This window comes from Arcobacter sp. ISO1 (genome assembly GCF_058105185.1).
On the sequence record NZ_CM176573.1, the window covers coordinates 1,140,735 to 1,164,857 of the forward strand.

A 24,123-nucleotide genomic window follows, 5' to 3' on the forward strand; every position below is an offset into this window, starting at 1 on the left:
AAATTTCTCTTTTATTTACAATCTATATCTTTGCTATATTTTCCACGGTTACTTCTATGAACGAAACCTATGCACTCTTTATTTAAATCTTTATCTAAAAACATAACCTTGTAAACTGTACTTTTTATTTTTGTTTCTTTATCTTCAACTCTTAATCTATTGATTACTTTCACATTTGTTATATTTTTATGTCCAAGGTCACTTAATACCTCTTCCATTTTCAAATTTTTCGTAAACATTATAAAAAGAAAACCTAAAAAACAAATTACACTTATAATTACAATAATAATTACAGTTTTCTTTGGTAATTTTCTTACTTGGATATTATTTTGTTGGCTCATAGTTAAACTCACTTAATGGTTTGAATGTATCTGTTTCTTTTTCATAAAAATTAATAATACCTGTTCCTATATCATAATACCAGCCATGGATTTGAAGCTTGCCATTATTTACTAGTTTTTCCACATCAGGATAAGTCATTAGATTATCAAGTTGATGTCTAATAGAATTTCGCTCCGTTGCACTATACATCTCTTCATCAGTTGTGAATTTTTTATTTTTCAGGGTTCTTTCTTTTGCTTTTTGACCAAGTTTCAACCAAGTTTTTATATGTACATATGAATCATTTTCAGGTATTTCTTGATATAAAGATTTACATGCTCCACAATGTGAATGACCACAAACTATAATATGCTTTACTTTTAAAACAGCAATTGCAAACTCAATTGCAGCTGCACTTCCATGAAAATCTTCATCATGTTTGAAAGGTGGAACAAAATTTCCAACATTTCTTAAAATAAACATATCACCAGGTTTTGTATTTAACATTAAATCTGGAGTTACTCTACTATCACTACAACCAATAAACATCACTTCTGGATGTTGTCCATATTTTACTAAGTTTAAAAGTTCCTCTTCCATATGAGGGTATTTCTCTTCTACAAAGTAAGCATTTCCTTCAATTAATTTTTCTAAAGGCATTTAATTTCTCTCTTCACCTAATATTATTTTTTGATCTTTTGTTGTTATAACTGTGATTTTTTTGATATTATCTTTCTCTTCATCATCTTGAAGTTTATATTTAACTAAATAATCAACTTTATGACAAGAGATTAAAGTTGTAAACTTTGACAATTTAATCACTTCACATTTTTTCATATTTGTAAAATTCTCATTTGCTAGGGAACATAAAACTAAAGAGGTAATTAGTAATAATATTTTCATTTTAACTCCTTAATTAAAGTACAAACTTTTGTAAGTTCGTCTGTACTAATATCAATTTTTGCAATAAGTCTAATTATTGCACTTTTAACTGTTGGTTGCCTAATTGCCCCAACTAGATAACCCTTTTTTTTCAATTGATTTTGAATTTCAATAACTTTTTTGTTATCAGCAATTTCAATTGGAATAATTAAACTATTTGAATTTATACCCAAAATATCATTTATTACTTGTAAATTGGAGTTAATTCTTTTTTTCAAAAACTTAGTATTTTCTAAAATAAAATTTAAAGCTTCATGTCCTAAAGCAATATCAAATAGTGATGGGGCAGTTGTATAGATTACTGCTTTTGCGCGATTTAGTAAAAATTCAATAATCTCATTTGATGCTAAAATGTATGCACCATAGCTTCCATAGGCTTTTCCTAATGTACCCATTTTAATATGATTTTTTTGTGGTTTGATTTTATAGTGACTAAAGATACCAAGAAGGTTATCACCTAAAACCCCTGATGAATGTGCTTCATCTACAATTAATAGAGCATTTTGTTTTTGTGCAATATCAAAAATTTCTTTAGAAGCTAAATCTCCACCCATAGAGTAAACACCTTCAATAGCGATTATTTTTCGACCTTTTACAATGGTTGAATTAATTTTTTCGTCTAAATCTTTGTGGTCATTATGTTTAAAAATAACAAGTTGTTTTTCATCTAGTAATTTACTTGCTAACATCCCACTTGCATGGTAATCCTCATCAAGAAATAAAACATCACCTTTTCTTACAAGTGCTTCTATCATAGAAAGGTTTGCTAAAAAACCACTACCTACAACTAAAGCATCTTCAAAATTATTGGCTTTTTTTAAAGCATCTTCAAAATCTTTATGAATTTTTGAGTATCCATTTACAAGCATTGAAGCTTTTGGAGAGGTGTATTTCTCCTTTAAAACCCTTTTATAGGCATTCTCGAAAAGCTCTTTCTTTACTGATAGTCCAAGGTAATCATTTGATGCAAGGTCTACTAAGTTTTCATCATAGATTTCTCTTTTTCTATAACGATTTGATTTCTTTATTGAATTTAGCTCTTTGGAATACAAGATAGTTGTCTCTTTTTTGGTTAAATTTTGTAATTCTATTGAAAAAGCTATTAAAAATTGTTAAATTTCTTTTAAATGCTACTGTTTTGCTATTATGCTTCATTATAATTATTTCACCTACTAATTAAACGTCCTTCATAGTAGAGAAAAGAGCAAATTATTTTGCTCTTTTTTTTTACTCTTAATTTTGGATATCTAAAGCTTTATCAACAAGTAATTTTGCAGTTTCAAGTTGAGAATGAACAAATTGATCAATATTTAAATCTCTTAATTCTTTTTTTTCATCCAAAGAGTCAATTTTTACAATTAACTTTGAATCAGGTTTAAAGTTTAAAATCGATTCACAAATTGATCTTTTCTCTTTTAAATTTGTTAAAGCTACAATAATAGATTGTGCCTCATCAACTTTAAGTGATTCTAAAACTGGTAGTTTTTCAATATGTCCAAAATAAGCCATGTACCCATTTTTTCTTGCTAATAATACATGTTTTAAATTATCTGAGATAATTACAAAAGCTTTGCCTTTCTCATTTAATTGCATAGCAATAATTCTTCCAAGCATAGAATAGCCACAAATAACTATATGATCTTTTTTATTAATTGGAGTGATTTTATCTGATTCATAAAATTCTACAACAAAATATGAAGCTAATCTATAGATATTATTAACAATAAAAGGTGTCAAAATCATAGAAAAAGTTGTAACTAGTATCAAAAACTTTGCAGTATCATTTTCTAATAAGCCATCGGCACTAGCTAATGCAAAAATGGCAAAGGAGAATTCTCCAACTTGACATAAAGCTAAAGCTGACTTTATAGAATCACTCTTATTTAATTTCTTTCTCATTATTGCATAAATTACTAAGGCTTTTATAAGCATTACAGCAATAAATACTAAAAATACATAATGGATATTATTAATTAAAAAACTAGCATCTATTTTTGTACCAACTGAGAAGAAAAAAGTTCCTAATAGTAAATCTTTATAAGAAGCAATATCTGATTCAACTTTTATATGAAATTTTGTTTCAGCAATAATCATTCCTGCTATAAATGCCCCTAATGAATAAGTAAACCCTAAATAATGAGCTAAAATCGAAGCCCCAAATAAAATTGACATAACTGAACCTAGAAATAACTCTTCAAGTCTACTATTTGATGAAAATTGCAATAACCATGTTGAGGCTTTTTTACCAATTGTAAACATAAATACTATAATTACCACTGCAGATAAAACTGTTTTTAAAACTATCTCACTCATACTTAATGACTCATTTGTTAAAAAGGAGATTAAAAGAAGTATTGGAATTACTGCTAAATCTTGGAAAACTAAAATTGCAGTTGAAGCTTCACCATATGGAGTGTAAATATCCTTTGATTGTTTTAAATAGCTTAAAACAATTGCTGTTGATGAAAGTGAAAAAGCAAGGGCAATTATAATTGAGGAGTTTGTATCAATTGAAAATATAAATTTTGAGACTGCAAAGATTATAATTGCACTAATACCAACTTGAAGTGAACCATTAAAAAATAAAAGTTCTTTCATCTTTTTTAGTTTTTCAATGGGCATCTCTAAGCCAATGGTAAACATTAAAAATACAATACCAAATTCTGCGATTAATAAAAGTACATCATTATGAGGACCTATATTAAAAATTGGCGCCATAATTGCACCAGTTAAAATATAGCCAATTATATGTGAAATTGATAATTTTTTTAAAATTAAATTCAATATTGTTGCTAAGGCAAGGGATAAAAATATTATTAGTAGTGTTGTTTCCATGGATAGATTTTATCCAAAAAAACAGAAATATAATCTTGTTTTTTGTATAAGTTTTATATCAAGTCAAAACTATCTAATAAAATTAAGCTCCATGAAACTGAGGCTATTATTATTGAAATAAAAACTGCTGCACTTCCTGCATCTTTAGCTTTACCTGCTAAAACTTCATGTTCTAATGTTACTAAATCTATTGCTCTTTCAATTGCAGAATTTATAGCTTCTGTTAAAAGAACAAGTGAAATTGTTGAAAAAAGTATAATTTTATTTGTTAATGTTGTATCTATAATAAACAATAAAATTACAGCAATAATAAAAAATATTAATTCTATTTTAAATGAATTTTCTGTTTTTATAATATCTTTTAAACCTTTTAATGCATAACCAGTATTTTTTATAAAATGATATCTAGGTTGGTTTCTCATTTTCTCTCTTTTTTAATATTGTTTAGATTTTACTTTAATTGGGTTATCAAAAGGTTATAATACATAGATATAATTTAAATAAAGGTTTTTTTGATGCTTGAAAAGATAAAAGAGTTTTTTGCCCATGGTAAAGATCATACAACAACTGTTATTTTAAAAGGTTTATTTTGGCTTGCTCCAATTGCTGCAATTACAATGATTGTTTTATGGCTTTATGAAAATGTCAATCAATTAACAGGACAACTTTTCCACTTAGTTGGTTTTGAACCAAATAACTATCCAGTATTATGGACATTTATTGGTTTAGTTGTATTAGGTTTTTTAGCATATGTATTGGGCGTTTTTGTAGAAACTGGCATGATGGATTTTATCCAAAAACTTTATTCTAAAATTCCTGGATATGAAACTATTAAAGAGATTATAAATATCTTTAATACTTCAAAGTCTGGAGAGAAAAAAGTTTTAGTTGTTTTAATTCGTGGTTTTTCAAAGGATGAATACAATATTGGGCTTATGTATTCAACTAAAGAATCTATTGTAAAAGATCATTATACTGTTGTTTTATCTATGACTCCAATCCCAAATGGTGGATTTATGTTTGAAACTCACAAGGATAACATTTGGGTTATAGAAGAAGCTACTTTTGATTCAAATTTACAATATCTTTTATCTATGGGAGTAAAATCACTACCTGAGATTTTAGGAGTTGAAGCTAAAGGTATTGAAGAATATAAAACATTAGGAGAACATTTAAAAGGCTAATAATGAACATATGTCCAATAATTTCAAAAAAAAGTTATTTTTGCATCACTTTTATAATGAAAAATTATAACTTTTATGTTAGAATCACTCAAAAGATTCTCATAAAAAGCACACAGTATGGATAATAACAAAAAAGTAACAACTCACATTACAGAACAAACTGTAATGTTCGCATCAATCACAAAATGGATACTACTCTCTTCTCTTATTGGAGGTTTGATTGGAGCAATTGTTGCAGGTTTTTTAAAAATTTTAGAATACTTCGAAAATCAAAGGGGTGAACTACCTTTTGAGTATTATTATACTTTACCTTTCGCTTTAGTTTTAACAGTTTTTATTGTAAAAAAATTTGCACCAACTGCCGAAGGACATGGGACAGAAAAAGTTATTGAAGCAGTTCACAAAAACCAAGGGAAAATGAATATTTCTGTAGTTCCAATTAAACTTATGGCTACAGTTATTACAATATTTTCTGGAGGTTCAGTTGGTAAAGAAGGACCTGGAGCACAAATTGGTGCAGCTTCTGCTTCATTTATTGCAACTATGTTTAAATTTTCTAAAAGAGATAGAAAGAAAATGGTTATTTGTGGTATTAGTGCAGGGTTTGCCTCTGTATTTGGAACACCTTTAGCTGGAGCTATTTTTGGAGTTGAAATACTTATTGTTGGTGCTTTGATGTATGATATTTTATTACCTTCAATTGTTGCTGGATTTTCTGCTTTCTTTGTGGCAAAAATGTTTGGGATAAGTTATACTTACTTTGATATTGCATATTATGTAAGCTTTGATTTTGATTATATCTTAATTGCAAAAGTTATCTTAGCAGGTGTTTTTTTTGGACTAGTTTCTGATTTTATTATTACAACTTTAAGATATATTCATAATCTTGTAAAGTCAATTAAAATACATTATATTCTAAAAGCATTTTTAGGTGGAGTTTTAATTGTAGCTCTTGCATTGATTTTTGGGGATCAATATCTTGGTTTAGGTTTTGAAACAATAAAAGATTCTATTTCAGCAAGTTCTATGGATCATGAAAGTGTCCCTTGGTATGCTTTTATTTTAAAAACCTTGTTTACTGCGTTAACTTTAGGGTTTGGTGGAAGTGGAGGAGTAATTACTCCAATTTTTTATATGGGTGCTACAAGTGGTAATTTCTTTGGGAGTTTAGTGGATAGTTATATCCCTTTATTTGCTGCTTTAGGATTTGTAAGTGTACTTGCAGGAACAACAAGTGCACCAATTGCTGCAATGATTATGGCTGTTGAGTTATTCGGTATTAATGTTGCCCATTATTCAGCTTTATCTATTATCATTGCTTTTTTAATGACAGGACATAGAAGTGTTTTCCCTTCTCAAATTTTATCTGTTAAAAAAAGTGATGCTTTAAATGTAAATTTAGGTGAAGAGATAGAGCATACAGAAGCTTCTTATACAACTAGATTTTTTATAAATATAAAAAGAATTATCAGAATTTTATATATTAAATCAAAAAGATCTTCTATAAGGAAGAAAAGAAGAAAAGAAAATAATCCCAAATTATAAAATATTTTAAATTGTGCTTATAACTTATAATCATTATTTTGATATTATTAATATATTAGTATACTTAATTATAATAAAAAAGTAATTTTATAATAGACAATAAAATTGTTTTTTAGGGATCTCCTATGAAAAAAAAGATTATACTTTTATTTGTATTTATTATATTAAATGCAATAGTTTATTTAATTAGTGAAATAAATAGTGTTCAAAGAGTTGAACTATCCTTAAATAATCATATAAATAGCGTAAGAAAACAAGCAAAAAGATTAATTAAATCCCTAGAGATTGAATCAAATTTATTACATAAAAAAATCCAAAACAATGAAGAACTAATTAATATTTTTAATAAAGCCAAATATGAAAAAGATGCTAAAGTATTAAATAATTATAGAAAAGTTATTTATCAAATAGCTAAAGAATATTATTTAGATGCTAAGATAAAAGGTGTTTATCAAGTCCATTTTGTTTTTGAAAATAATAATTCTTTTTTAAGAATGCATAAACCAAATCATTTTGGAGACAATCTAGATAAAATAAGAAAAGATTATTTAAAGGTTCAAAAAACAAAAACTATTTTTCAAGGGATTACCTCAGGAAAAACAATCTCTTCATTTAGGCGAATATATCCATTATTTAACAAAAAGGGAAATTATATTGGTTTACTTGATATAGCTTTCCCCACAACTTTTTTACAAAAGCAATTAGCTGATGCTGAGGATAAACATACCCATCTTTTACTAAATAAAGAAATGCTTGAACATAGAGTTTGGAGAATAGATGAAAACAAGAAATTAATACAAAGTATTGAAAATGATGAGTATGTAGTAAACTTTAGTAAAGAAGAAAATGAATCTCATTTAAATACCTGGAAAGGTTTATCAGAAGAGGTTAAATTAAATAAAGAAGAGATAAAAGAAAAAATGGATTTAAATAAACCATTTGCACTTGCCATTTTTAACAAACATACAGGAGAATATACAGCAGCATCTTTTTTACCTTTATCTTCTGATAATGAAGATGAAAAATCTTGGATTGTAAATTATACTGAAGATGAATCAATAGCTTTTACGAAAAAAACTGTTACATATATTGAGCTTATATTCCTTGTACTTTATACTATATTGTGTATTGTGTTGTATAGATTAATGATTCAAAAAGAAAAGCTTGAAGAGAATCAAATAGCTTTAGAGGATGAAAGAACTAAATATAAAAGTATGATAGAAAAATCTTCAGATTCGATTTTTATTTCTAATTTTGATGGTATTGTTTTAGAGTGTAGTACACAAGCTCTAAAAACTTTAGGGTTCAAAAAAAATGAGTTAATAGGACAACATGTATCTTTTTTCGAAACACGCCATACGAAAGAACAAATTAGAAAAAATATTTATTCTTTAGATTATAAGCCTTTAAATTTTGAATCAAAATATAAAAGAAAAGATGGAGAAATCTTAGATGTTTCTATAAATGCAATTAAAATAAAACTTAACAATGAAGAGTTTATTTATGTATCTTTTAGAGATATTACTGAAAATAATAGATTATTAAAAGAGATAAAAGAGAGTGAAACTCAACTAAAAACAATTATAAATACAATTCCCACACCACTATTTATAAAAGATGCAGAAAAATTAAAATATGTACATTTAAATAATTCCTTTGAAAAACTTGTTGGTTTACAAAAAGAAAAAATGATTGGCAAAAATGATTATGACTTTTTCCCTAAAGAGCAAGCCGATTTTTTTGTAACTAAAGATAAGAAGGTTATTTCATCAGGAAAATTAGAGGATATAAAAGAGGAACTATTAGACACTCCAAAAGGCGTAAGAGTTTTACATACTAAAAAAATTACAATTGATGATTTAGAGGGAAATCCAAAGTTTTTATTAGGTGTTTCAGAAGATATAACTGAACAAAAAAGATTGTCTGAGCATTTAGAAGAGGAAGTTGAAAAGAAAACAAAACAAATATTTGAAATAAAAAACCAATATGAGAATTTTATTGAAAATATTGGTAGCGAATTTGCAATCTTTTCTTATGAACCAAAGCAGATTAATGTTTTATATTTAAGTAATGCAGCTCAAAAGATATTTGGAGTTAGCAGAGAAAAAATTATCAATAATTCTTGGCTAGATTTGATAAATTGGACAGAAGAAGGTTTAAAAGAAAATATTAAAAGTCATAATGAACTTTTAGAAAAAAGATCAGATTATAATTATCATGTAACTGAACTTTTAAAACCTAACGGAGAGTTGGTGTATTGTAATGTTTTTGCATATTCAATTAAAGATGAAAACAATGAGATTATTGAGATTCAAGGTATTATTGAGGATATTACAATACAAAAAAAAGCAGAAAATGCTTTAGTTAGTGCAAAAGAAGAAGCTGAATTAGCAACAAAAGCTAAATCAATTTTTCTTGCAAATATGTCCCATGAGATTAGAACTCCAATGGGTGGTATTTTGGGGATGTCTTATCTTCTTTCCAAAACAAAACTAGATGCAAAACAAGAGCATTATAATAATAAAATTAGCCATTCTGCAAATACACTTTTAACAATAATAAATGATATTCTTGATATTAGTAAAATAGAAGCTGGTAAACTTGAATTAAACAAAGCAAATTTTGATTTATTTGCATTGATTGAAAATGTAATTAATCTAATTGAACATAAAGCAAGTGAAAAAAACCTTATCTTAACTGTAGAGTATGACCCAATTTTAGGGAAAGAGTATTATGGAGATAGTTTAAGAATAAATCAGATTTTAATGAACCTTATGGGTAATGCAGTTAAGTTTACTAATGAGGGTGAAATTGCTTTAAAGGTCAAAAAAGTAAATGAAAATAGAATAGGGTTTGAGATAAAAGATACGGGTATTGGTTTAAGTAAAGAGCAAAAAAGCAAGTTATTTAAGTCTTTTTCTCAAGCTGATAGTAGTACAAGTAAAAAATTTGGGGGAACAGGTTTAGGTCTTGCTATTACTAAACAACTTCTTGAACTAATGGATGGTGAAATTAGTGTTAAAAGTAGTATTGGCAAAGGTAGTAATTTTAAATTTGAAATAGAATTAGAAAAAAGAACAATTGAATGTACATATAATATTTTCCATGATAAAAAAGTTTTAGTTATTGATGATTGTGTAAGTTGGTTAGAGATTATTGATAATCTATTAAAAAGATTTGGTATTGAATCTTTATTGACAAAAAATGGAAAGGATGGTTTAAAGATTGTTTCTGGTGACCCTAAAAGCTTTGATTTAATTATTGTTGACTGGAAACTTAATGATATAGATGGTTTAGATGTTTGTTTAAAAATGAAAAACGATTTTAAAATTGATTCTAATAAAATAGTTCTTCTTAGTGGAAATACCACTGATAGTATAGAAGAAGCCATAAAAAAAATTGGGACTAAATATTATCTTCATAAGCCTGTAAATCCTTCTCAAATTAATGATATTTTATCAGAGATTTTTTTAGGGCAACCAAGTATAAAAAGAAAAAAAAGTATTAGTGATAAAAAAGATTTAGTAAATAAGATGAAATCATTAAAAGGAAGTAGTATTTTATTAGTTGAGGATAATGAAACTAATCAAGAGATAATAGTTGATATATTAAAGGAGTTTGATTTAGATATTGATATTGTGACAAATGGGGCAGAGGCTATAACTGCCCATCAATCAAAAACAAACAAATTTGAGCTTATATTAATGGATATTCAAATGCCAATTTTAGATGGATATGAAGCCACAAAAGCAATTAGACAAAAGGATAAAGATATCCCAATTATTGCACTAACAGCAAATGCTATGAGAGAAGATATAGAAAAAACAAAAAAAGCAGGAATGAATGAGCACCTAAATAAACCTATAGAAATAGAAAAACTTTATAATGCATTGATTAAATATATCCCTAAAAAAGTCGATATTCTAAATGAAGATATTTTTGATAATAATAGTAAATCATCAATTCCAAATTTTGTAAATTTAGATACAAATTATGGCTTAAAACTTGTAATGGGTATGGAAGATACCTACATAAGAATCATAAAAGGTTTATTAAATTACAAAAATATAAATTATGAAACTTTAGATGAGGAAGAGTTTAAAAGAACAATGCATTCAATAAAAGGTTTAAGTGCAAGTGCCGGGGCCTTAGAAATTTCAAAAATGGCAGAAGAGATTGAAAAAAGTTTAAATAAAGAGTTGTTACCTCTATTTATTTCTAAATTAAATACAGTTATTGATGAAATTGAGAAAAAACTACCAAATGAAAAAATAGAAAAAAAGGATATTTCAAAAGAGTTAAGAGATGAACTTTTTGATAATTTAAAAGAGGCGATAAAAACAAAAAGAGCAAAAAATTGTAAACCTATAGTTGATGAGTTAGAAGGATTAAAATTAGATGAACAAGATAGAAGATTTTTTGAAAAAATAAAAAACCTTACTTCTAAATTTAAGTTTAAGGAAGCCTCGGAGCTATTTAATGAATGAGATGAAAACAATTTTAATAATAGATGATAATGAAGTAAATGTAAATACTTTAATGGATTTACTTGATGACAAATATGATATATTGGCATCACTTGATGGTCAAGAGGGGATTGAACTTTTAGAAGAAGAAAGTGTTGATTTAATTCTTTTAGATATTGTAATGCCAAAGCTTAATGGTTTTGAAGTTTGTAAAAAACTAAAAAGTGATGAAAAAACAAAAAATATCCCAGTGATTTTTATAACTGCAAATATAGATAAAGAATCAATTGAAAAAGCCTATGAAGTAGGAGGAGTAGACTATATAACTAAACCATTTAGGCTTGAAGAGATTTTATCAAGAATTAATAGACATATATGATTAAAGAATTAAAACATAAATTAGAAGAAATCTTGTTTTTTAGTAATAATTTATAGATATATAAAAAGAGCTAATAGTTTTATTATTTTATTAAAAATTAGAGTTTAATATTGAAGGTAACCTTTATTTAAAGAAATAATATATATGTTTAAAAAATTATTTAATTTATGGTATACTTTTAGCAATATAAAAGTAAGGAAATTTGCATGAAAAAAAAGTCAAGTTTTGGTAAAAAATTATTATTCAATATTCTTGGGACTGTTTTTATAGTATTTGGTATAGCTTCAATAATAATAGTGAAGTTTTCCTATGAAGCGGCACAAAGTGATGCTGAATCTTACATTAAAACCTTTGCCCAAAAACATGGTACAGCTGTTCAAGAAGAGTTGAATATTGCATTAGAAGTTGCACAATCTTTTGCTACAAGAATAGAAGCAGCTGCTGTAAATGAAGCTATGATTGATGAAAAAGAGATGATAGCATGGGAAAAATCAATATTAAATAGAAATGTGGCCATAAATAGTATTTGGTATAGTCCTAAATATGGAGAGAAGTTAACACCAAAAGGTGATAATAGTGATGGTTCAACTAGTTATGACAATGACGGAATATTCCATCCATATATATTAAAATCAAAGGGTAAATTAGTTTTTACAAAACCATCATCTTATGATGAAGCAAAGAGTTGGATAAAAGGACCAAAAGATGCAGGGAAACCTTTTATAACTGCACCATATCTTTGGAAAATTGATGGGGTTGATGTATTCTTAGTTTCTATTTGTATCCCAATGTATAAAGATGGTGAATATATAGGATCTGCTGGAGTAGATTTACTTTTAGAAGGTTTATCAAAACTTATCTCTTCTATAAAACTTTATGATAATGGCTTTGGTTTTATTCTTGATAGTAATGGGATTATTGTTGGTCATATTGAAAAAGGTCTTCAAAATAAGAAAATATTAGATGTTGTTAAAAAGGATTCAGATTATGTATCATTGATTGAAAAGAGTAAAAAAGGTGAAGATCACTTTTTCTTTAAAAAGTCATTCTCTACAGGTCAAAACTCAATCTATTATTCTTATGCTTTTGGTTTAAGATATACAGATACAAAATGGACTTTTGTAATTTCAGCACCAGAAGAAGAATATCTAGCAAATGCTAATTTTATTAGAAATGTCTCAATTATCTCTTCTATATTAAGTTTATTAGTTATTGGTTTAATTATTCTTATTTCTGTAAAAAAACTAAATACTTATCTATTAAAAATCTCTACAGGGCTTGAAAGTTTCTTTGAATATTTAAATACAAAAAAATCAACAACAAAAAATATAGATATAAATACAACGTGTGAGTTTGGTGTTATGGCTCACTCAATTAATGAAAATGTAGAGAAGATAAAAATCTCAACTCAAGAAGATATGGAGTTAATTGAAGATGTAAAAGATGTAGCTCAAACAATCTCACAAGGTAAGTTTGATAAAAGAGTTGACAATATAACATCTACAGATTCATTAAACGAATTAAAAGAGATTCTAAATCATATGTTAGATCAATTAGAAACTCAAGTTGGAAAAGATATTAATAAAATCATTAAAGCTTTAGAAAGTTATTCAAATAGAGACTTTACAGTTAAATTAGATTCAACTTCTGGGAAAATTGGTAGTGAAATTATGCATATGAATGAGATGATTACAAAAATGCTTCAAGATAGTCAAAAAGATGGAGCTTCATTAAAAGAAAGTGCAGATAATCTATCTCACAGTGTATCTACAATTAGTAATAATGCAACAAGACAAGCAGCTTCATTAGAGGAAACTGCCGCTTCTATTGATGAGATTACAAGTAACATCGAGCAAACAAATATCAAAGCACAACAAATGAACTCTTTATCAGAAGATACAAGAACTTCAGCTAATGATGGTAAAAAACTTGCAAGTGATACAGCTAGTTCAATGGATGATATAAATGAAACTGTATTAACAATTAATGAAGCGATTACGATGATTGATCAAATTGCTTTCCAGACAAATATTCTTTCACTTAATGCAGCTGTTGAAGCAGCAACTGCTGGAGAAGCTGGAAAAGGTTTTGCTGTTGTTGCACAAGAAGTTAGAAACCTAGCTGCAAGATCAGCTGAGGTGGCAAAAGATATTAAAGAGTTAGTTGAAACAGCAACTCAAAAAGCAAATAGTGGTAAAACTATAAGTGCTAATATGATTGAAGGTTTCACAAGCTTAGAAAACAGGGTTATTGAAACAAATGAATTGATTAATGATGTTGCAACAGCAGCTAAAGAGCAAAGTTTAGGAATCCAACAAATAGCTGATGCCGTTGGAATGCTAGATAAATTTACTCAAGAAAATGCATCAATTGCAGAACAAACAAATTCTATTGCACTTAAAACACAAGAAATTTCTAAAGATGTTGTTGAAGGTGTTAATAAAAACAATTTTGATGGGAAAGATCTATAATCAATTAAGCAATGGCAAAATATATGCCATTGCTTTAAACTGTAATATTCTCTAAAATTTCTATTTCCTCTTCAACTACAATTATCACATCAATGCAAAAATCGGTATCTAAAGAGTTTTTCTGTAAATAATAATCAACACTTCTTTTTAGTTTTGAAAGCTTAGAAGGTGTAACATTGTTAATAGCAACTTCATAATCATCTGCTGATTTTACCTCAATAAAATGGTATACCTTTTCTTTTTTGCAAATGATATCTATTTCACCTAGTTTTTTAGCATAGAAGTTTTGTTCAATGATACTAAAGCCTTGCGATTTTAAATAATCGCAAGCTTTTTCTTCAGCAATATTACCCTTATGCCGGCTCAACTTCTACCCGTAGAGATTTAAATCTAGCAGTTAGTATAAGTTCATCAGCTTCATCTCCAAAGATAAAATTAACTTTTGATTCTGGGTGATGAAAGGTTGTAAAAAGTGTTCCAGATTTTATTTTACTTGTATATTTAACTGGTAAAATTGCAGTTTCTCCATATTGTGTTTTCATTATGATTTGATCACTTCCAATTCTTTCTTTATCCTCTTTTGAAGCTAAAACTACATCTTTATCGTATCTTGAATTTAGAGCCTCACTATGTTTTGTTTGAGCTGCATTGTTATAGTGAACTATTGTTCTTCCCGTTGTTAGATAAAACTCATTTTTTTCAAATGGTATATTCTTTACTAACTTTTCAATCTGCTCTCTTAGTTTGTATTGATGGTATTGAAAATATCCTTTCCCACTTTGGGTTCTAAACTGTTCAAGGTGTAAGATTGGAGTATCATCTTTTGTAATTGGCCACTGCATACCTCTGTTTCTATTTTTTGATAGTTTATGGTAAGTTGCACCATGAAATCTAGAATAAACTTTTTCTTTAGTTTCATTCCACACATCTTCACTAGTTTCATAAATAAATTCACCATTGATTTTATTTTCAATATCCCTTAATACTTCCCAATCATCTGGTAAATCAGTTTCCACAAGTGGTTGAGACAAATGAAGTCTTCTCATTGCATTTACATAAACACCTGTTTTTTCATAGGCAGATTTTACACCAAATACAATATCTGCTTTTTTAGAGATTTCATTCATAAATAGTTCATTTGAAATAATTAACTCTAAATGCTCCAATGCTTTATGAATTTTGTTTTGATTTGGATGGATATGGGCAATATCTTCACCCATTACATACATCGCTTTGATATTATCTTTTAACATCTCATCAATTAATTCTGGTGTCATAAGTCCTATTTCTTTTGGAGTTGCATAATCTGGATCAAAATATGGTAAACATCCTGTATCACATGCCCCTTGGACATTATTTTGTCCCCTTAGTGGCATAAGACCAGTTCCCTCTTTTCCAATATTTCCTGTTAAAAGTGCTAAATGAACAATTGCCATAACTGCAAAACTTCCATCTAGATGCTCAGTTATTCCTAGTCCCCAGAAAAACATAGATTTTTTTGTTGCATATTTTCGTGCTACTTCAGGGATTTGATCAGCTAATACCTCATAACCTTTTATATTTTTCATGTATTCAGGGTTTGCATATGGATCATTTAAAATTGACTCTTTATACTCTTCAAATCCTTCACATCTTGAATCAATAAATTCATTGTCATATAGTTTTTCTGACAAAATCACATAAGCCATCATATTTAAAACAAGTAGGTTTGCTTCATATGGAATTACTAATTCTTTACCATATTTTCCTATTTGAATATTTCTTACATCAATAACTGTAACTTCAGCTGTTTTTGCCTTAGAAGCTTTTATAATTCTATTTGCAACAATTGGATGGGCTTCAGTTGTATTTGAACCCATAATAATCATATTTTCAGTTTTATAAATATCATCAAATGGATTTGTTGCAGCTCCTTCACCAATAAGTGGTTTCATCCCCTTTAAACTTGGACTATGACAAACTCTTGCACAACAATCAACATGGGGTGAATCCATACCTTCTCTTACAAACTTTTGGAACATATAAGAACTTTCACATGAAGTTCTAGCCCCTCCCATTCCACAAAAACTATGTCTTCCATATTTTTCTTTTATTTCAGATAGTTTCCATGCAGCAAGTGAAGTTGTAAATTCATAGGGAGTCTCAAAATATTCTTCATCGAATTCTTTTAAAGTTCTAGCCCTTGCTTTTAGTTCCCTTGGTAATTGTTCAAGGTTTTTTTCAATAAAAGATTTTTTAACCCTTGTGTTTCTAATCCTTTGTTCACTATGAACAAAATCAAAACCCTTCGCACCTTTAATACATAGTTTTCCTTGACTAACATACCCATCATTTTGTGCATAAATTTTTAATATTTTATTATTTTGTACTTGACCTGTAATATCACAGCCTACACCACAATAAGTACAAACTGAATTTATATCAGCAATCATTTTTTCTCCCTACTTTAAATTTATATAATTATCCACCACCAACAAACTGTAACAACTCTAGTTTATCATCTTCTTTTACTATATAAGTGTTCCATTCATCTTTTTTAACTATTTCCATATTTACAGCTGCTGCCATAACTTTGTCTTCTATCTTTAGATTTGCTATTATTGTTTGAAGTGTAGAATTTTCTTCGAACTGTTTTTCTTCGCCATTAACTATTAAATTCATCCCTTACCTTTAGTTTTTTTAGATTTTATCTAAATTAAGTCAAATTTATTTTAAAGAGAAGATAACTTATTTTTAATTAAGCTAATTATAGTATATTAGTATATTCTAATATACTATTGGAGTTAAAAATGGAAATTATATTAAACTTTTTTGAAAACTTTTTAAGTTTGTTAAATGCAATGTCAATTTATATAATTGTTGGTTTACTTGTAGCAGGTGTATTAAAACAATTTATTCCAGATGATTTTGTAAGTAAACATTTAGGGGATGATTCTACTAGTTCTGTTGTAAAAGCTACCATTTTTGGTATCCCTTTACCTGTTTGTTCTTGTTCTGTTATACCAATAGCCCAAGGTCTTAAAAAAGAGGGTGCTAGTAAAGGGGCAGTTCAAAGTTTTCTAATTTCAACTCCAATTACAGGTGTTGATTCTATTTTGGCAACTTTTTCTTTATTTGGTTTCGTTTTTACTGCCTTTAGAGTAATTTCTTCTGTAATAATAGCAATTAGTGTAGGTTTAGTTCAAAATTTTATTTTCAAAGAAAAAAAAGTAGAAAAAAAAATTGATCAAGATAATTTAGAAACATCTTGTTGTTCATCCTCTTCAAGTTGTTGTAGTTCAAGTAAAGCATCAAAAAAGTTTTCCTTTAATGCTGTGTTTAAGTATGCCTATATTACTTTATTTAAAGATATGGCAAAGGCTCTGATTATAGGACTTGTTTTAGGGGCTCTTTTTATTTCAGTTGTTCCAAAAGAGTATACACAAATGCTTTTTGAAAACCAATTTTTAACTTACATAGTAATTATGCTTTTTGCAATGCCTTTATATACTTGCGCAACTGCTTCATTACCTTTTGCAGCTGCATTTATGATGCAAGGTATGTCACCTGGTGCTGTATTTATATTTTTAACAGCAGGTCCTGCTACAAGTATGGTAACCATGAGTATAGTTTATAAGATGTTAGGACGAGGCGCTTTAATAGTTTATTTATCAGTTATTGCAGTTTTATCTTTGGTTTTTGGTTTTATTTATGATACTTTTTTTAAAGAATTAAGTGTTTTAACTATTATAACAAACCATGAAGATATATCTATTATAAATTGGCTTGCATCATTTATTATGATTGCTTTAATAGTTTATCATCTATTTAAAGAAAGAACAAATAAAAAACTGGCAGACAAAAGAGAAAATGATAAAACACAAAGTTTTAAAGTTAATCAAGAGAGTAACATAAATCCATTAAATCCAAATCTTGCTAAACAAAACTTGACAAAAAAAGTAAATTTTAGTCAAAATAAATAAAATATAAGGAAGACTTTGAAAAACGATACTACCTGTTTAAGATATGAGATTAATGAAGAGTTAATTGAAAAAGAAAGAGAAGAGATATCGGCCTTAGATGAATTTTTTGTAAAAGAAGCAAAAATATTCTCCCTTTTAGGAAGTGAAGTTAGATTAAAAATTGTTTATCTTCTTTTAAAACATGAAAAACTTTGCGTGTGTGATATAAGTGATATGATAAATATGAAACAATCTCCTGTTTCTCAACATTTAAGAAAATTAAAAGATGTTGGTATTTTTATTTCAAAAAGGGAAGGGCTTCAAATTAATTATTACATTTCATCCTCATATAAAGATGAATTAAAAAAATTATTTAATTTTAAATAATCAGAAATAATCAAGGGATTTTATTTGAAATAGTTATTAAAACATGTTATGATAACATTAATTTAAACAAATAATGAGTTTTATAAATGAAAATAAACAAGCCAATAATAACTTTTATTATTACTTTTTTTGTAGTATTTTTTACCCTACTTAGTTTTTATATGTTTTACAAAGAAAAAGAGGATAAAGAGATATCTAACAAAGCAAACCTATTGATGTTAAATGTTGTAAATGAGATTCAATCAAAGATATCTCAAGGTGTAACAGCAATAGACTCACAAGTACTTTTACTTAAACAAAATGATTACAATACCAAAGATTTTGATAAATGGGCATTTGAAATAATGAAAGGGAAAGATTCAATTGCGTGTTTACAGTTAGCAAAAGATGGTATAGTAACGAATATCTATCCTTATGAAGAGCATAAAATAGCTATGGGACACGATCTTTTAAAAGATAAAAGAAGAGATGATGGGGCATTTTTAGCTATTGAGAAAAAGGATATAACATTTGTTGGCCCAATTAAACTAATACAAAATGATAAATATGCATTAATTGCTAGAAAGCCAGTTTTTCAAGAGATTAATAAGAAAGAAAAATTCTGGGGTTTTTCTACTGTAATTATATATGTTGATGGCATTATGAAATCCTTAGAGGATAAGATTAAAGATAATGGCTTTGAATATCAGCTTGAAGGTTTTAATCCAGATGTTGAGAAAAGACCATTGTTTAGTAAAAGTAATAATTTTACTGGAAAAAATCCTTTAGAGTTTGATGTTAATGTACCTAATGGAAAATGGATTTTTACTTTGGAAAAAAAATAAAAAGCTTTTTACATGGTATATTTTCTTATTACTCTAGCTTCATTTTTATTTGCATATCTAGCTTTTAGATATGAAAAACTAGTTATTAGAAATAACAGTATTTTAGAACACTACAATGAAGAATTAGAAAGTGAATTAAAAAAAAGAACTGCCCAATTAAATAAACAAAAAAAACAACTTGAAGAGAGTGAATTTAGATGGAAGTTTGCTGTTGATGGAAGAGGTGATGGACTTTGGGATTGGAATATTGACACAAATGAAGTTTATTTTTCCAAAGCATGGAAAGAGATGTTTGGCTTTAAAGAAGATGAGATTCAAGGCTCACTTGAAGAGTGGGAAAAAAGAGTTCATCTTGATGATTTAAAAAAAGTATATGAAGATATAAACTCTCATATAAAGGGTGAAACAGAAGTTTATTCCAATGAACATCGTGTGAAGTGTAAAGATGGTTCTTATAAATGGATTCATGATAGAGGGATTGTTGTTCAAAGAGATGAGAACGGTAAACCTAATAGAATTATAGGTACACATACTGATATTAGTGAAAGAAAAGAGACTGAATTTAAGATGCAGCAGGCTTTAGCTGTTTATGAAAACACTAATGAAGGTATTATGATTACTAATTCAAAAAATGAGATTATCGATGTAAACCACTCTTTTTGTGAGACTACAGGTTATAGCTATGAAGAGATTATTGGGAAAAATCCTTCTATTTTAAAATCAAATACAAAAGAGACTGATTTTTATAAACAAATGTGGGAAGAATTGAAAAATAGTGGCTCATGGCATGGCGAGATAACAAATAAGAAGAAAAATGGTGAATTGTATGTAGAGTATCTAAGTATTAATACTATTAAAAAGAATGATGGTTCAATTATTAACTATATCGGTATTTTTTCAGATGTTTCTGTACTAAAACAGCAAGAAAAAATGATCTTACAACAAGCAAGAACTTCTGCTATTGGTGAGATGATTGGAAATATTGCCCACCAATGGAGACAACCATTGTCCGTCATTTCAACTGCTTCAACAGGATTAAAAGTTCAACTTGAAATGGATATGGAAATTTCGAAGGAAGAAACTATTGAGTCCCTTGAAAAAATTAATTCTCAAACACAATTCTTATCAAAAACAATTGAAGATTTTAGAGGTTTTTTTAGTGAAGATATGTCAGAGGTATTTGAGTTTGATATTACTGAAGTGATAAATAAAGTAAATGATTTAACAAAAGATTCTTTTAAAATCAATTTTGTTCACGTGAATTATGATATAGAAAAAGAAGTATTTATTCTTGGAAATAAAAATTTATTAATTCAAGCCTTAATAAATATTTATAACAATGCCCTTGATGTGTTAAAAGAAAAAGAGGGGGAAAGATTAATCTTTATATCTGTAAAAAAAGATGATTCTAATATAACTTTAAATATTAAGGATAATGGGGGAGGAATCTCTTCTGATAATATTGAAAAAATATTCGACCCTTATTTTACTACTAAACATCAATTCCAAGGTACAGGTATAGGTTTATATATGACTCATCAGATTATTGTAAAACAATTAAAAGGTAATATTTTAGCAAAAAATGTTAAATATGAATATGAAGGTGAAAAATTTACTGGTGCCTTGTTTACAATAACAATACCTACATAAAAAAGTTTTAAATTAATTTTATTCTTTAACCAAAAGAAATAACAATTTTGATATCCTTATTTTCTTAAGTAAAGGGATGGAAATGGAAATAAAATTATTTAATTCAAATAAAAAAAATATTAAAAATGATTTAGAACTTGTGGTTCTAGAAAATCTAAAGAATATTGATAAAAAAATATCAAAAAAATTAAAAAAAATTGGCTTCGAAGGAAAAGAATCACAAGAGTGCTTTTTTGAAAACAAACTTTATATTGGTGCAACAAGTTTAAAAAATGAGGATTTGAAAATTGCTTTTTCCCATGCAATAAGGGTTCTACAAAAAACAAAATTTGAAAATATTTTAATAAGCTTAGTTGGGCAAAAAGAGCTAAATATTAAAGACTTAACTGAAGGCTTAATCCTTGGAGCATATACTTTTCAAGATTATAAAAGTAAAAAGAAAGAATCAAAAGTAACTATTTTTATTGATGTAAAAGACTCTAAGAAAAGCCTTGAAGAGTTAAATAAAGATTTTGAAGAAACTAATAAAATATGCAATAGTGTAAATATGGTTAGAACTATTGTAAATACAACACCAGAAGATTTTTATCCAAAAAGTTTTTCAAAGAAGGCAAAAGAGTTAGCCTATGAAAATAATCTTGAGTGCAAGATTTTGGGTGAAGAATACTTACTTGATAATGGTATGAATGCTATGCTAGCAGTTGGACGTGCATCAAGATATGAAAGTCAATTGGTTCATTTAACTTATAAACCCAAAAAGCCAAAGGCAAAAGTTGTTATTGTAGGGAAAGGTCTTACCTATGATGCTGGAGGTCTAAGTTTAAAGCAAAATATGGTCTCAATGAAATGTGACAAAAGTGGAGGAAGTGCAGTTTTAGGTATTTTAGAAGCAGTTGCAAAATTAAAACTAGATGTTGAAGTTCATGGTATTATTGGTGCAGTTGAAAATATGATTGGCGGAGATGCTTATAAACCTGATGATGTATTAAAAGCTAAAAATGGTGTTACTATTGAGGTTACTAATACTGATGCAGAGGGTAGATTAGTTTTAGCAGATTGTTTATGTTATGCCCAAGATGAAATAAAAGATATTGATTCGATTTTTGATGTTGCTACTTTAACAGGAGCTTGTATTGTTGCTTTAGGTGAATATACAACTGGTGTTATGGGACATAGTGAAAAGATGAAGAAAAAAATACAAAAAGCATCAAATAAAAGTGGTGAGTTAGTTGGCTTTTTACCTTTTAATAGATATTTACCACCTATGCTAAAATCAAATATTGCTGATATTGTTAATTCACCTGGTTCTAGAGCAGGAAGTTCAATTACTGCTTCTTTATTTTTAGATAAATTTATAAAAAAAGAGAACAAAAACAAATGGCTTCATTTAGATATAGCTGGAGCTGCTTACAGAGAAAAAGTTTGGGGATATAATAGCTTTGGTGGAACAGGAGCTAGTGTTAGATTACTAGTTGAATATATTAAAGGAATAAGATAAATAGCTTTTTATGCTATTTATCTTTTAATAAGAGAGTTGCAGTTCATACTTTTTGTATAGATTTATAATACTTCTTTCATACTCTTCTTCAAACATAGAATAATTTTTGATATCTTCTGGAACCTCTTGTTCCAAAATTTCAAAGGTATCAAGTCCATTTTCTATAGCCTCTTTCAAGGTTTTATCTAAAAATCTTAAATACCTAATATTTTCATCAATAACATTTTTTGAGTAAGTTACTTTTCCATGCCCTGGAACTAAAGTTTTAAAATCTAGTTTTTTTAATTCTTTTAATGCCAAAATCCATTTTTCTAAATTTGTATGGGGAGTTGCTAGGGCTCTGTGGTTAAAAATTAAATCAGAAGCATAAAGTATTTTTGTTTTATTATCTAGTATGGCTATATCACTTTTTGTATGACCATCTAAATATAAAATATCTAATTTGTACCCATCGAGGATTAATTTTTTTGTATTAAGTAATTTATTTGGAACTTTTGCTCTAGTTGAATAGGCAGCTTCACCTATTAGGTTTACCATATTAGAAACATATTTTTCACCATTTAATCTTATATCCTCAATGGTATGCTCTGTTGCATAAATCTTAGCATCTTTAAAGGCCTTATTCCCTAAAAAATGATCAGGATGGTGATGTGTATTTATTACAAAATTTATAGGATTTTTAGTAAGTTTTGAAATCTCTTTTTTCATAGCATTTGCATAATCCACTGTTGTTCCTGTATCTATTACAATAACAGAATTTTCAGTGATTATAAAAGCAGAATTTGCTATGTCTCCGCCATTTTGCTTTGAAAAATACTCCTCTTTTCCATAAAAATAGTAGCTATTTTTATCTAGTTTTTCTGGCTTTAAGTTATATTCAAAGGCAAAAAGTGAATTTAAAAATATTATTGTGAAAAATAAAATTTTCATTTTATATTTAACTCAAAATTATTTGCATCAGTATCCAAAAAGTTGATATTTAATTCTTTAAATTCTTTTTTTGTTTCTAAAGTTATTCTTGGATTTTCACTAATTGCTGCACTTGTATCTAAAACAGTTAAAAGCTTATTATTTTCATCTTTTATTTCTATTTTGTTTATAAAAAATGAACTAGCTCCAAAAACTAATCCAGTTTCCATTGGGTGAAATATTGAAAATTTAATTCTTTTTTGATCTTTTTTATCAAATATTTTTCCCTTACTTTTACCTATGTTTTCTGAAACATCTCCATTAGCAGCAGCTAAACTTGTTACATCACATCCTCCACCATTACTATTGATGTTTGCACTTCCAACATGCCATAGATTATTTTCATCTAAAACTAAGGCTCTTAAAGGAGTTTCTTGGGCAACCTTTATATTTGTTGAGATAACTGGCAAAAAATCTTTTGGTGTCATTGTTAAAATAACTGGAATAGGATTCAAATCAGCGAAAAGAATCATTTTTTTAGGGTTTTTAATTTTTGATGCATCTACAAAAATTGGAACTTGAACAGGATTATCAGCAAAAGATGGAACCTTTACTTGGACATTTTTGTCATCAAAGGTATACTCATCTTCGCCAATAGTAATTTTGATAATATCATCAAAAGTGGGAGATACTATAGGATTCTTTGCTTCTAGGTTTAACATTGTTAGAATTAATGTAGCGAAAATGAGTATACTTCTCATGACAACTCCT

Annotated in this window: 21 protein-coding genes; 10 read left to right on the forward strand and 11 right to left on the reverse strand. The window is 27.6% G+C overall.

What is annotated here, in order from left to right; all coding sequences use genetic code 11:
- Positions 1–11: 11 nt before the first annotated feature.
- The 6 genes from AC2TY9_RS05665 to AC2TY9_RS05690 form a co-directional block, all read right to left on the reverse strand.
- Positions 12–341, reverse strand: coding sequence for a hypothetical protein (locus tag AC2TY9_RS05665; RefSeq protein WP_489779964.1), 330 nt, complete (start codon positions 339–341; stop codon positions 12–14).
- A complete protein-coding gene (locus AC2TY9_RS05670; RefSeq protein ID WP_489779965.1) occupies positions 325–981 on the reverse strand; it encodes a carbonic anhydrase in 657 nt (218 codons plus the stop codon). The genes AC2TY9_RS05665 and AC2TY9_RS05670 overlap by 17 nt, the downstream gene beginning before the upstream one ends.
- Positions 982–1,224 carry a hypothetical protein gene (locus AC2TY9_RS05675; protein WP_489779966.1) on the reverse strand — a complete coding sequence of 81 codons (243 nt, stop codon included), beginning with the start codon at positions 1,222–1,224 and terminating at the stop codon, positions 982–984.
- A complete protein-coding gene (locus AC2TY9_RS05680; protein WP_489779967.1) occupies positions 1,221–2,315 on the reverse strand; it encodes an aminotransferase class I/II-fold pyridoxal phosphate-dependent enzyme in 1,095 nt (364 codons plus the stop codon). The genes AC2TY9_RS05675 and AC2TY9_RS05680 overlap by 4 nt, the downstream gene beginning before the upstream one ends.
- Before the next feature lie 181 nt (positions 2,316–2,496).
- Positions 2,497–4,098 (reverse strand): cation:proton antiporter domain-containing protein, encoded by a 1,602-nt coding sequence (locus AC2TY9_RS05685; protein ID WP_489779968.1) that lies wholly within the window; start codon positions 4,096–4,098, stop codon positions 2,497–2,499.
- A 53-nt stretch (positions 4,099–4,151) separates the two neighbouring features.
- The gene (locus tag AC2TY9_RS05690; protein ID WP_489779969.1) at positions 4,152–4,520 is read right to left on the reverse strand and encodes a diacylglycerol kinase; all 369 of its coding nucleotides are present in this window, start codon (positions 4,518–4,520) and stop codon (positions 4,152–4,154) included.
- Positions 4,521–4,613: 93 nt separating this feature from the next.
- On the opposite strand from AC2TY9_RS05690, the gene AC2TY9_RS05695 reads away from it, so the two are divergent.
- The 5 genes from AC2TY9_RS05695 (at position 4,614) to AC2TY9_RS05715 (ending at position 14,143) form a co-directional block, all read left to right on the forward strand.
- Positions 4,614–5,282 (forward strand): DUF502 domain-containing protein, encoded by a 669-nt coding sequence (locus AC2TY9_RS05695; protein WP_489779970.1) that lies wholly within the window; start codon positions 4,614–4,616, stop codon positions 5,280–5,282.
- Between the two features lie 117 nt (positions 5,283–5,399).
- Positions 5,400–6,827 (forward strand): chloride channel protein, encoded by a 1,428-nt coding sequence (locus AC2TY9_RS05700; protein WP_489779971.1) that lies wholly within the window; start codon positions 5,400–5,402, stop codon positions 6,825–6,827.
- A gap of 125 nt (positions 6,828–6,952) precedes the next feature.
- A complete protein-coding gene (locus AC2TY9_RS05705) occupies positions 6,953–11,314 on the forward strand; it encodes a PAS domain S-box protein (protein ID WP_489779972.1) in 4,362 nt (1,453 codons plus the stop codon).
- Positions 11,307–11,672 carry a response regulator gene (locus tag AC2TY9_RS05710; RefSeq protein ID WP_489779973.1) on the forward strand — a complete coding sequence of 122 codons (366 nt, stop codon included), beginning with the start codon at positions 11,307–11,309 and terminating at the stop codon, positions 11,670–11,672. The genes AC2TY9_RS05705 and AC2TY9_RS05710 overlap by 8 nt, the downstream gene beginning before the upstream one ends.
- Before the next feature lie 206 nt (positions 11,673–11,878).
- Positions 11,879–14,143 carry a methyl-accepting chemotaxis protein gene (locus AC2TY9_RS05715; protein ID WP_489779974.1) on the forward strand — a complete coding sequence of 755 codons (2,265 nt, stop codon included), beginning with the start codon at positions 11,879–11,881 and terminating at the stop codon, positions 14,141–14,143.
- Between the two features lie 34 nt (positions 14,144–14,177).
- Here AC2TY9_RS05715 and AC2TY9_RS05720 read toward each other — a convergent pair whose 3' ends face one another.
- The 3 genes from AC2TY9_RS05720 to thiS are packed head-to-tail and all read right to left on the reverse strand — an operon-like array spanning position 14,178 to position 16,804.
- On the reverse strand, positions 14,178–14,510 hold the full coding sequence (locus tag AC2TY9_RS05720; RefSeq protein ID WP_489779975.1) for a YraN family protein: 333 nt from the start codon (positions 14,508–14,510) through the stop codon (positions 14,178–14,180).
- Positions 14,497–16,575: a molybdopterin oxidoreductase family protein gene (locus tag AC2TY9_RS05725; protein WP_489779976.1), complete on the reverse strand. Its 2,079-nt coding sequence runs from the start codon at positions 16,573–16,575 to the stop codon at positions 14,497–14,499. Before AC2TY9_RS05725 ends, AC2TY9_RS05720 begins: the two co-directional genes overlap by 14 nt.
- A 28-nt stretch (positions 16,576–16,603) precedes the next feature.
- Positions 16,604–16,804, reverse strand: coding sequence for a sulfur carrier protein ThiS (gene thiS / locus AC2TY9_RS05730; protein ID WP_489779977.1), 201 nt, complete (start codon positions 16,802–16,804; stop codon positions 16,604–16,606).
- 128 nt (positions 16,805–16,932) lie between these two features.
- Between thiS and AC2TY9_RS05735 the strand changes: the two genes are divergently transcribed.
- The 5 genes from AC2TY9_RS05735 (at position 16,933) to AC2TY9_RS05755 (ending at position 22,443) form a co-directional block, all read left to right on the forward strand.
- Positions 16,933–18,105, forward strand: coding sequence for an SO_0444 family Cu/Zn efflux transporter (locus tag AC2TY9_RS05735; protein ID WP_489779978.1), 1,173 nt, complete (start codon positions 16,933–16,935; stop codon positions 18,103–18,105).
- Positions 18,106–18,120: 15 nt separating this feature from the next.
- Positions 18,121–18,471: an ArsR/SmtB family transcription factor gene (locus AC2TY9_RS05740; protein ID WP_489779979.1), complete on the forward strand. Its 351-nt coding sequence runs from the start codon at positions 18,121–18,123 to the stop codon at positions 18,469–18,471.
- 86 nt (positions 18,472–18,557) lie between these two features.
- On the forward strand, positions 18,558–19,295 hold the full coding sequence (locus tag AC2TY9_RS05745; RefSeq protein ID WP_489779980.1) for a CHASE domain-containing protein: 738 nt from the start codon (positions 18,558–18,560) through the stop codon (positions 19,293–19,295).
- 12 nt (positions 19,296–19,307) lie between these two features.
- Positions 19,308–20,945, forward strand: coding sequence for a PAS domain-containing sensor histidine kinase (locus AC2TY9_RS05750; RefSeq protein ID WP_489779981.1), 1,638 nt, complete (start codon positions 19,308–19,310; stop codon positions 20,943–20,945).
- Between the two features lie 82 nt (positions 20,946–21,027).
- Positions 21,028–22,443 carry a leucyl aminopeptidase gene (locus AC2TY9_RS05755; RefSeq protein ID WP_489779982.1) on the forward strand — a complete coding sequence of 472 codons (1,416 nt, stop codon included), beginning with the start codon at positions 21,028–21,030 and terminating at the stop codon, positions 22,441–22,443.
- Between the two features lie 24 nt (positions 22,444–22,467).
- Here AC2TY9_RS05755 and AC2TY9_RS05760 read toward each other — a convergent pair whose 3' ends face one another.
- Together AC2TY9_RS05760 and AC2TY9_RS05765 are read right to left on the reverse strand one after the other, a co-directional pair.
- A complete protein-coding gene (locus AC2TY9_RS05760) occupies positions 22,468–23,373 on the reverse strand; it encodes a quinoprotein relay system zinc metallohydrolase 1 (protein WP_489779983.1) in 906 nt (301 codons plus the stop codon).
- Positions 23,370–24,113, reverse strand: coding sequence for a quinoprotein dehydrogenase-associated SoxYZ-like carrier (locus AC2TY9_RS05765; RefSeq protein ID WP_489779984.1), 744 nt, complete (start codon positions 24,111–24,113; stop codon positions 23,370–23,372). The genes AC2TY9_RS05760 and AC2TY9_RS05765 overlap by 4 nt, the downstream gene beginning before the upstream one ends.
- Positions 24,114–24,123 lie beyond the last annotated feature (10 nt).